Origin of the sequence: Liquorilactobacillus mali (assembly GCF_001437155.1) — a bacterium.
Lineage (GTDB): Bacteria > Bacillota > Bacilli > Lactobacillales > Lactobacillaceae > Liquorilactobacillus > Liquorilactobacillus mali_A.
In genome coordinates this window covers 1-9,387 of record NZ_JQAR01000042.1, presented here as the reverse complement: position 1 = coordinate 9,387, position 9,387 = coordinate 1, and the positions used below count along the sequence as shown (strand labels likewise).

The 9,387-nt window shown below is 37.3% G+C and carries 7 protein-coding genes; 3 read left to right on the top strand and 4 right to left on the bottom strand.

Going from position 1 to position 9,387, the window contains the following annotated elements:
• On the top strand, positions 1–222 hold a 222-nt coding region (locus IV36_RS12480), incomplete at its 5' end, for a hypothetical protein (RefSeq protein WP_235810328.1).
• The gene (locus IV36_RS11340; protein ID WP_056992584.1) at positions 222–1,550 is read left to right on the top strand and encodes an MFS transporter; all 1,329 of its coding nucleotides are present in this window, start codon (positions 222–224) and stop codon (positions 1,548–1,550) included. The genes IV36_RS12480 and IV36_RS11340, both read left to right, overlap by 1 nt.
• Before the next feature lie 281 nt (positions 1,551–1,831).
• On the opposite strand, the gene IV36_RS11335 is transcribed toward IV36_RS11340, so the two are convergent.
• The 4 genes from IV36_RS11335 to croR all read right to left on the bottom strand — a co-directional run bounded on the left by IV36_RS11335 (position 1,832) and on the right by croR (position 8,204).
• Complete coding sequence (locus tag IV36_RS11335) at positions 1,832–4,726, bottom strand: YhgE/Pip domain-containing protein (RefSeq protein WP_056992585.1); 2,895 nt, start codon at positions 4,724–4,726, stop codon at positions 1,832–1,834.
• Positions 4,727–4,934: 208 nt separating this feature from the next.
• Positions 4,935–6,266 (bottom strand): serine hydrolase, encoded by a 1,332-nt coding sequence (locus tag IV36_RS11330; RefSeq protein WP_056992582.1) that lies wholly within the window; start codon positions 6,264–6,266, stop codon positions 4,935–4,937.
• 69 nt (positions 6,267–6,335) lie between these two features.
• Positions 6,336–7,499: a sensor histidine kinase gene (locus IV36_RS11325; protein WP_056992580.1), complete on the bottom strand. Its 1,164-nt coding sequence runs from the start codon at positions 7,497–7,499 to the stop codon at positions 6,336–6,338.
• A gap of 15 nt (positions 7,500–7,514) precedes the next feature.
• Positions 7,515–8,204: a response regulator transcription factor CroR gene (croR, locus tag IV36_RS11320; RefSeq protein ID WP_056992578.1), complete on the bottom strand. Its 690-nt coding sequence runs from the start codon at positions 8,202–8,204 to the stop codon at positions 7,515–7,517.
• A gap of 323 nt (positions 8,205–8,527) precedes the next feature.
• On the opposite strand from croR, the gene budA reads away from it, so the two are divergent.
• The gene (budA, locus tag IV36_RS11315) at positions 8,528–9,241 is read left to right on the top strand and encodes an acetolactate decarboxylase (RefSeq protein WP_056992576.1); all 714 of its coding nucleotides are present in this window, start codon (positions 8,528–8,530) and stop codon (positions 9,239–9,241) included.
• Positions 9,242–9,387: the final 146 nt, after the last annotated feature.

Sequence of the window (9,387 nt, the reverse complement as noted above, 5' to 3'; positions counted from 1 at the left end):
GAAAGTGCTGGCTGCAACCGGTGCTTTTTTATTTTTAATTATACCAAAAGAGCTTCACCAGAAAAATCATTACTTTCTCTGGTGAAGCTCTTTAACTTAGGGACTTATGGCACAGCCCCTTTTTTCTTTGTTCTAAAAAGGGGGAATTTAAAATGTCATAATAAATTGTTAAATAAAAAAACAGTGATTACTCAAATCATAATTTTAGGAGAATATTTATAATGACTACTGCTACAAAAACAAGTGTTACCTTACCAAATCTCAATCATCCAACCTTGGCACTTGATTCTGTCAAAACAGTAATCCTAGCTTCAATGATTGGCACTGCAATTGAATTCTTTGATTTTTATGCTTATGGAACAGCAGCTGCTACATACTTTCCAAAAGTTTTCTTTCCTGAAGTAACAACTACAATTGCCACACTGCTAAGCTTGCTAACATTCGGTGTAGCCTTTGTTGCACGACCGCTCGGATCATTTGTCTTTGGTCATTTTGGAGACAAGGTTGGACGCAAAAAGACATTAGTTGTTTCGTTACTGCTCATGGGTGGTTCGACTGTATTAATTGGACTGCTGCCTGATTACAATACTCTTGGATTACTTGCTGTTATCCTACTCTGTGTTTGTCGCTTCATTCAAGGAATCGGACTTGGAGGCGAATGGTCGGGTGCTGCACTTGTCGCTACAGAAAATGCACCAGAAGATAAGCGTGCGCTCTATGGTGCTTTCCCCGAATTGGGAGCTCCACTCGGTTTCTTTTTAAGCAATGGTTTGTTTTTCCTGCTTGAGTCTTTCTTAACTCCTAGTCAGATGCTTGCATTCGGCTGGCGTATACCTTTTCTCGCCTCCGCAGTTCTAGTAATTGTTGGATTCTGGGTCAGAACAAAAATGCAAGAAACTCCTTTATTCAGACAAGCACAAGCTAAACAACTAACTTCTAAATCTCCTTTGGTACTCGTGTTTAAAAAATCTTGGCGTCAAATTATTCAGGGTACTCTGATCGTTGCAGTAACATACACATTATTCTATACATTAGCAACTTGGTCTTTAACTTATGCAATAACCAATTTAGGCTTTTCTAATCGTGAATATTTATTTTTATTGATGGGTGCTATTATTGTCTTTGCGCTTTTAATCGTATATGCTTCCAAACTAGCTGACGTCTTCGGCCGCCGTCGAGTTTTGTTAGCCTCTTCAAGTGCGTTGATTGTCTTTTCTCTACTATTTCCTTATCTCTTACAAGGACAGCGTAACTTTGCTGGTGCTGTTATCTTTTTGGTCGTTGGTTTTACCCTGATGGGAGTTGCCTTTGGACCAGTTGGAGCTTTATTGCCCGAACTATTCAAGACAGAAGTTCGCTACTCTGGTGCTGGGATTTCCTATAATCTGGCCGCAATAGTCGGGGCAGCATTTACACCTACCATTGCAACCTGGTTAGCAGCTAATTGGGGAATAAAGTTTGTTGGGCTTTACCTTGGTATAATGGCTGTTGCCTGCCTGATTTCACTTCTGACAGTAAAAGAGACAAAAGATGTTGATTTTTCTGAATAAATAAAAAGTAGCCGTATAAAGCAATAAAATACTTCTACAATTTTATTTTATACTGTAAACTTGTTAAAAAAATAGCTGCTATTGAATCAAACTTCACATGTTCTATTGAAGTTTGATTTTTTGGCGTATTTTAAAGATCACACCACTAACTGATACTTTTTTATAGTTCATAGCTGACGCCAGGCTTTTAAATTACTGTTATTATTGTAAAAAAAAAGAGCTCCGAAGAGTCTCTTTTTATCCCACTTTATGCCTTACTAATAGTGGGGCTATTATCTGTGTTATTCTTTTTCATCTGTTGCTGGTTCCGCATAACTAACCGAACCATTCTTTCTTTTTGTAACCATTGTTATCCATAGTAATGATAATGAGACCACTATGAAAATAAACATTATTCCAATCGAGAATACAACTTGACCAGAACCTAATCCAGAGGTCAAAGCCTCACGGAACCCAAGAATTGAGTAAGTCATTGGCAGATATGGATTAATTGCCTGGAAGAATCCATCCATCCCATTTGTAATATTAATTGGGAACGATCCTCCTGAGCCCCCAAGTTGAATGACTAAGAGAATCATTGCAACAAATCGCCCAGGATTTCCACCTGCTATCGATAGGAACATTATCAAGTACATCGCAGTTAGCGAGAATACTATTGCATTTAGAATCATTTGTACAGGATGGTCAGGTACAAGCCCTACTGCTATCATCAACAAGGTTTCAACCAGTGCCGTCCCAACAGCAACCACTGCACCGATACTAATCTTGCTCAAGAACCAATCAGTTCCTGTACCATCTGGTGTTGACAGGCGACGAATTGGATATACTAAGTTAAATACTAGGGCACCAACATATAATGCAACTGAAAGCATATATGGTGCAAGTGCGTACCCATAGTTTGGAACAGTACTATAATTCTTATGAGCCAGTTTAGATGGTGTAGCAAACATGTTTGCTGTCTTGTTAGATGTCTTAACTGCATTTACCTTCTTAGCACCTTTTCCCAATGCCTTAGCAAGAGCCTTGTTACCATCAGTTAACTTCAATGAGCCTTGTATCAATTTTGAAGAATTATCATTGAGCTGACTTGTCCCACTTGCTAATTGGTTAACACCAGATGAAAGTGTTGGAACTTTACTATTAAGTTGATTCAAACCACTTGCAAGCTGTGCTGTTCCGCTATTCAAAGTAGCACTATTGCTATTTAGCTGACTTGTCCCACTTGCTAGTTGGCTCACACCTGAAACAAGACTTGGAACATTGCTGTTTAGTGTACCTAAACCTGTTGCAAGTTGTGATGCTCCACCTGTAAGAGCCGAATTATTAGCTATCAGCTTATTAGTCCCGTTATATGCTGTTTTCACACCTGCTGTATACTTTTGTATTCCAGCAATTAAAGTTGGTAGTTGCGAATTTGCAGCCATTTCTGACACCTGAGAATTTATAACATTTGTTGCACTCAAACTACTATTGCTAGAAGCTTTGCTTATACTATCAAGATTTAATAGTGACGAGGCTTTACTTGTGTTAACACTTGTATTTAGTTGCTTAGAGATGCTAGTAGATTTTGCAGCAATTGCTTGTAATTGAGTAATACCACTAAGCAACTGTTTAATTTTTTCTTGAGCTTGAGCATTTGTTAAAGAATCACTTGATTCCATCAACTTACTAGACCCTGTCATCAATGTGTTTAATTTTTCTGTTGCAGTACTCAAGGAACTTATAGATTCTTTCAAAGTATTAAGTTCAGTAACGACACTATTCATACTTGTATCAAATGCGCTTGCTTTACTTTCTATGTCACTGATTTGATTCCCATTATCCTGATTTACACTAATTATTTCTTGAAGTTTACTTTCCATTTGCTGTGTATTTTCATCGGTATTACCACTTGCTTTTAGATAAGCCAATACTTCTGCAGCATTAGTTGCAGATGTTTTGGAGTTAGATCCTATTTTTGTTAAATCGTTACTCAAAGCATCTGTAAATGTCTTCTTAGCAGTTATCACATTACTCAATTGGCCATTTATCGTATCAAATTCTGATTGCATTTTGCTCAATCCGTCTAAAGTTGGCTGTACCTCACTCATTAATGCTTTTATACTTGCCATCTGGGTTTGAACATTAGTCATTCCCTTTATCATATTGCTAAATTGTGAAACGTCTATTTGGTTCAGACCATTACTTACAACACTATTCAAAACATATAGGCCAGCTGAAGCCTGTGGTAAACTTGAGACACTAGCTAATGAGTTATTTATGGTTGAAGAACTGGCATTCAATGTTGCCAAGCCATTATTAAGGGAACTTACCCCGCTCGTATAGGTCCCTAATCCACTTGCCAACGTGTTTGAACCTGTTGCTAATTTGCTGACACCACTTGCAAGTGTACCCGTGCTGTTATTCAGTTTCTGTGTTCCATCATTAACTTTAGCCACACCAGCTGTGTATTCTGATACACCACTTTGTAACGCAGTCGCCCCAGTTGTTAACTTAATCACACCTTGGCTCAGTGGTACGACACCTGTTTGCAGCTCAATCACACCATCATTAATCTTCTTAACACCTGCAGTATATGTGTTAATTCCATCTGATAATGTCGTTGAACCTTTCTTTAGCTTATTAGCTCCTTTGGAAGCTGTTGTAAAACCTGTTCCAACCTTCTTGATTGTTGCAAACATTGTCTTTGCATAAGCCTTCGTCACAGTCGCATTGATTTTAGTGTTAAGCTGCTTTGCCCCCTCTTCACTAATAACCTTACCTATATAGTTGAGAGAGTCATTTGTCTTATAAGTTAATCTCATCTTCTTAGGATTCTTATTCAAGACAGTTGTTGCATTTTTCGAAAAATTCTTTGGAATAGTAATAATTGTATAGTACTTCTTGTTTTTCATCCCATCCAAAGCCTTCTTTGCAGATACAAAATGCCACTGCAAAGAGTCATTTTTCTTTAATTCCTTAACTAGTTTGTCCCCAACTTGCATTTTCTTCCCGTTGTATGAGACCGCCTGATCTTCATTGACTACAGCAACAGGCAATTCCCCAGCGTTGCCATAAGGATCCCATACTGATTTCAAGAAGAATACTGAGTACAAAAATGGTATGAACATAATTGCTGAAATGGTAGCGACCAGCAACTTGTGATTCAAAATATTTTTGAACTCTTCTTTAATCATATTCACTTTTCTCTCACCTCTACATTTTTAATCATCTACTTCAACAATCTATAATATACACTCAACATCCACGAAAAACAAGAATACCATGTACTTGTTCTTTTCATTAATTAACCTTATGAATTTCTTAATAAATTAACTATATCAATTGAAATGCACAAAAAAACTAGCCTCTTTATAAGGCTAGTTTTATATATATATAAACTATTTAGAACAAATTACTGAAAAAGTTTTTAATCGAGCGACCCATGATAACAAAGATATTTGCTTTCTCTATCTTTTGTGTATTCACCGCTGCTAACTTCAATTTGGTTGAACCGTTTAAGAAACTTAGTTGCTGTCCTTTGACACTAAGCGACAAAGTACCTACATTCTTCCCCTTCGCCAAAGGTGCTCCTAAACCACCGTTCTTATATAATTTCTTATTTGCAGCTAACTTCGCTGAGATGTTCTTGGATGATACACCATTCTTAAGCCAAATATTAGTAGACTTCTGGTTAACAACCTTAGCAGTTAATTTTTTACCATGGAATGTAGGTAAGGAACTTGCTTTCTTAAATGTCTGATTAGCAGCAATCTTCGTATAAGTAAAGTTGTTATACACATATGACATCAATTTTTGTGTTTGGGTAAATCTGGACATATCCGTATCGCTTGTATGTTGAGCACCCATTACAACAGTTATTATCCGGTGCCCATCTTTGTGAACCGTTCCGGTAAAATCGGCTCCAGCGGAATCTGATGTTCCTGTCTTCAATCCGTCAACTGGCAATTCAGTATACGCACTCGATAATCCCTTCAACATCCAGTTCCAGTTTTCCATTTCAGTTTCACTAGTACCATTGTTAAACTTCATTTTTGTGATACTTGTCGTTTTTAAGATGTCTGGATAATACTTCAGGATTTTCTCTGCTACAAGTGCCATATCCTTTGCAGACAACTTATTAACTGCATCCGATGAAGCACCTGGATACTTAGCATTGCCTACTTGATCATTATCGAGTCCCGATGAAGTATATAATTCAGCATCTTTAATACCCCAGCTCTTAACTAAAGACCTCATCTTATCAACAAACTTCTTTTGTGATCCGGACACCGCATTGGCAAGTGTCATGACTGCACCGTTAGCCGAATAAATCAAACTTGCTTGATAAAGCTGTTTAACTGTATATGTATGATTTTTCAATAATGGCACATTTGACATTGTCGTATCTTGACTCACCTCATAAGAATCACTATCAACCGAGACCTTCTGATTCCATGATAGTTTTCCTTCTTTAATTGCCTGTAATACCAAATAAATTGAAATCAATTTACTCATAGATGCAATTGGCAGAGCCTGATTTTCATTTTTTGCATACAGAATCTGGCCAGTCTTTGCATCCACAGCAATTGCAGACTTAACGTCCAAATTCAAATCCTGTACATTGGTACTATCCGCACTAACTTGTGGTACACTAAATATTCCTGCGCTTGCAGCAAAGGCCGTAGTTGCAACTACTAAGCCTAGAAAAAATTTTTTTGTCCTTTTAAATAACATTTTTTTCTGTCCTTTCAAATTTTAGATCTATTCTAGAATACCCAAAAAAGACCAATGTGACAATAACGATTAGTCCTTTTCTTCAACTTTTTCCCGCTGCAACTCGATCTCCTGGTTAACTGGAAAATGCATAATAAAGCTTGTTAACTTATCATCTGATTCGGCATAAATATACCCATGATGCAATTCAACAATGCTCAAGGCAATTGCAAGTCCTAAGCCACTCCCACCGGTTTCCTTAGAACGCGAACTTTCTACCCGATAAAAGCGATCAAAAAGTTGTGCCAAGGCCTTTTTGGGAATTGCCTTACCATCATTAGATATACTGACAACAATTTCTTTCTCGGATACTTTCTTTGCATCAATACAAATTGTTTTGGCACCCGCTCCATACTTCAAAGCATTAGTAATCAAATTATTAAATACACGTACCAACTTTTCTGCATCCGCATCCATTAATAATTTGCTTTCTACTTTTCCAGTCTGGATAACCACATTCTTCTTTTTTGCCTCCAGCTCAAAAGATATAGCCAATTGTTCAAGCAACTGTCCCAAATCAATCTGACTCAACTTAAGTGGCGTAGACGTCTGCCTTACCTTTGTATATTCAAATAAATCTTCTACCAGCAATTTCATTTGTTTTGCCTTAACATAGGCCGTGTGCGTATACTTCAAGATATCTTTTTCAGAATGGTATTGTTTTTCCTCAATCAATCCTAAGTATCCAATTATCGAGGTCAGAGGTGTCCTAATATCATGGCTAACATTCGTTACAAGCTCATCCTTTGACCGCTCGATCTTACGCTCTTCTTCCATTGCCCGTAATGAACTGTCAACGAGTGCGTTAATACTTGAGATAACACGCTGCATGTCCCCTTGCAAACGAAAAGGAATCCGATGATCCAAATGTCCATCAGCAATATAGTGTAACTCAAATATGATATGCTGCAGCTGCATCTGGCGATATCTTCTTAGCAAACGCCAATAGACAATAAACACATCTATTATCAACATCGCAGTCAAAAAGACCCAACCCCAACTCCAAAATTGGATATGGTTTGGACCAAACGCTAATGACATCTTTATTTGAAAGATTCCGTTAGCAAGTTCTGGATTTGACTCTATTAATTGATCCAGCAACACATATATCGATAAATTAAGCAGTAAGAGCAAAATAATGGTTACAATTCCTTCACCGAACAATTCACTCTTTTCGCGTGCGGTGAGTTTCACCTAACCAGCTCCATTCTAATGTGTTTCTACTTTGTAACCGACACCCCATACGGTTTGAACAACTTTCTCGCCGTTTGTGGCCTCTTCAATTTTATCACGCAAATGACTAACGTGGACCATCACAGTTTTTGCTGAAACAACAGATTCTTGCTGCCAAACACGTTCAAAAATATCATCTGCTGAAAAAACACGATTTGGATGACTAGCCAATAAATATAGAATTCCAAATTCTAAAGCTGTCAGCTGAATTAATTTGCCATCCGTTGTCTCAACTTCATGAGAGTCTTTCTTGATCACTAATGGTCCCACTTTTAAAATATCAGGTGTCTCATTCTTAACTGTGTGTTCTGCACGCCGGAGCAGTGATTTAACACGCGCCATGACTTCTAATGGATTAAATGGTTTCGTTACATAGTCATCAGCTCCCTGAATCAAGCCTTGGATTTTATCCATATCACTCGCTTTGGCAGAAAGCATCAACACTGGAATTTGTGAATCTTTACGGACTTCCTTAATAACCTCGCTGCCATCCATTTGCGGCATCATAATATCTAAAATCATCAAACCGATTTCTGGATTAGTATTTAATTTTGTAATTGCTTCCTTGCCGTTATACGCCTTCTCAACTTCGTAACCTTCATTTTCAATATAAATACTCAAAAGTTCTACAATATCTTTATCATCATCTACAACTAATATTTTCATAATATTTACCTCTCAGATATAAGATTAAAGTTTCCATGCCTTGTTATATATTCTTACAAAGCACCATATGGTAAAAGCACCATACTTTATAAATCAATTGTAGCAAACTACAAGGCTATCGTATCTAAAGAATTCCTTAAAATCAAGATTTATCACATATATGTCTTGTAATTTCTCAAGGTATTCACAAAAAGTTCACAAATTAATATCTTGTGCACAAAGTAATCCATTTTAAAATATCTATGTTATTATTTTAATATTGAGATGTCATTGACATTTTGGACTATATTATGATTTTGTTTATAAGGAGATTATTAATTATTATGACAAAAAATTCAAAAACACTTTACCAACATGGAACCCTTGCATTGCTCGTTCCAGGCCTTCTCACTGGGACAATCACTATGGGTGAGTTACTTACTCACGGCGACACTGGTATTGGAACTGGTGAAGGGCTTGATGGTGAACTCATTATCCTAGATGGTATTCCCTACCAAGTAGATAGTCATGGGAGTGCCAACATACTCAAAGATGACTTTATCATGCCCTTCGCTAATAGTCATTTTGCTAACTATACTGAACTTGGTACAATCAGCAATGCTACCCCTGCTGATTTTGAAAAAACTGCGCTCGAAGGCAAACCAAATTCAAATACTTTCTTTTCAGTCTTAGTTAGGGGAACCTTTAGCTACATGAAGACCAGGGCTGTTGTCAAATCATCGAGACCTTTCTCAACGCTCGCTGAGACCGCAAAGAATCAGAGCATATTTGAAACAGAAAATGTCAAGGGAACAATGCTGAGCTACTATTCCCCGGCCTTGTTCCACGGTGCAGCCGTCGCAGGTTTCCATAATCATTTCTTAGCTGATGACCATTTATTTGGAGGTCACATCCTAGATTTCAAGATTGCTGAGGGGACTGTTTCAATACAACAATTTGATACGCTTGAGCAACACTTGCCAGTTGACAATAAGGAATTCATGGACCACGACTTTTCAAAAGACGATATAGCTAGAGCCATTGCAGAGGCTGAATAATATTAACTGCAAAATTTTTCAAACTGTTTTAAGTATTAATGAATGCTTCTCAGATATGTTTATAATTGATAAAAAGAGCCAAGTCAAAGTGAAGTGCAACACAAAAGTTAGACAAAATAGATATTTTTATGCTGCTAAGGTATGTT

Excerpts from the sequence above, each read along its gene's own strand:
- IV36_RS11330 (WP_056992582.1), bottom strand. The coding sequence starts at position 6,266 with ATGTTATTTAAAAGGACAAAAAAATTTTTTCTAGGCTTAGTAGTTGCA.
- IV36_RS11335 (WP_056992585.1), bottom strand. The coding sequence starts at position 4,726 with ATGATTAAAGAAGAGTTCAAAAATATTTTGAATCACAAGTTGCTGGTC.
- croR (WP_056992578.1), bottom strand. The coding sequence starts at position 8,204 with ATGAAAATATTAGTTGTAGATGATGATAAAGATATTGTAGAACTTTTG.
- budA (WP_056992576.1), top strand. The coding sequence starts at position 8,528 with ATGACAAAAAATTCAAAAACACTTTACCAACATGGAACCCTTGCATTG.
- IV36_RS11340 (WP_056992584.1), top strand. The coding sequence starts at position 222 with ATGACTACTGCTACAAAAACAAGTGTTACCTTACCAAATCTCAATCAT.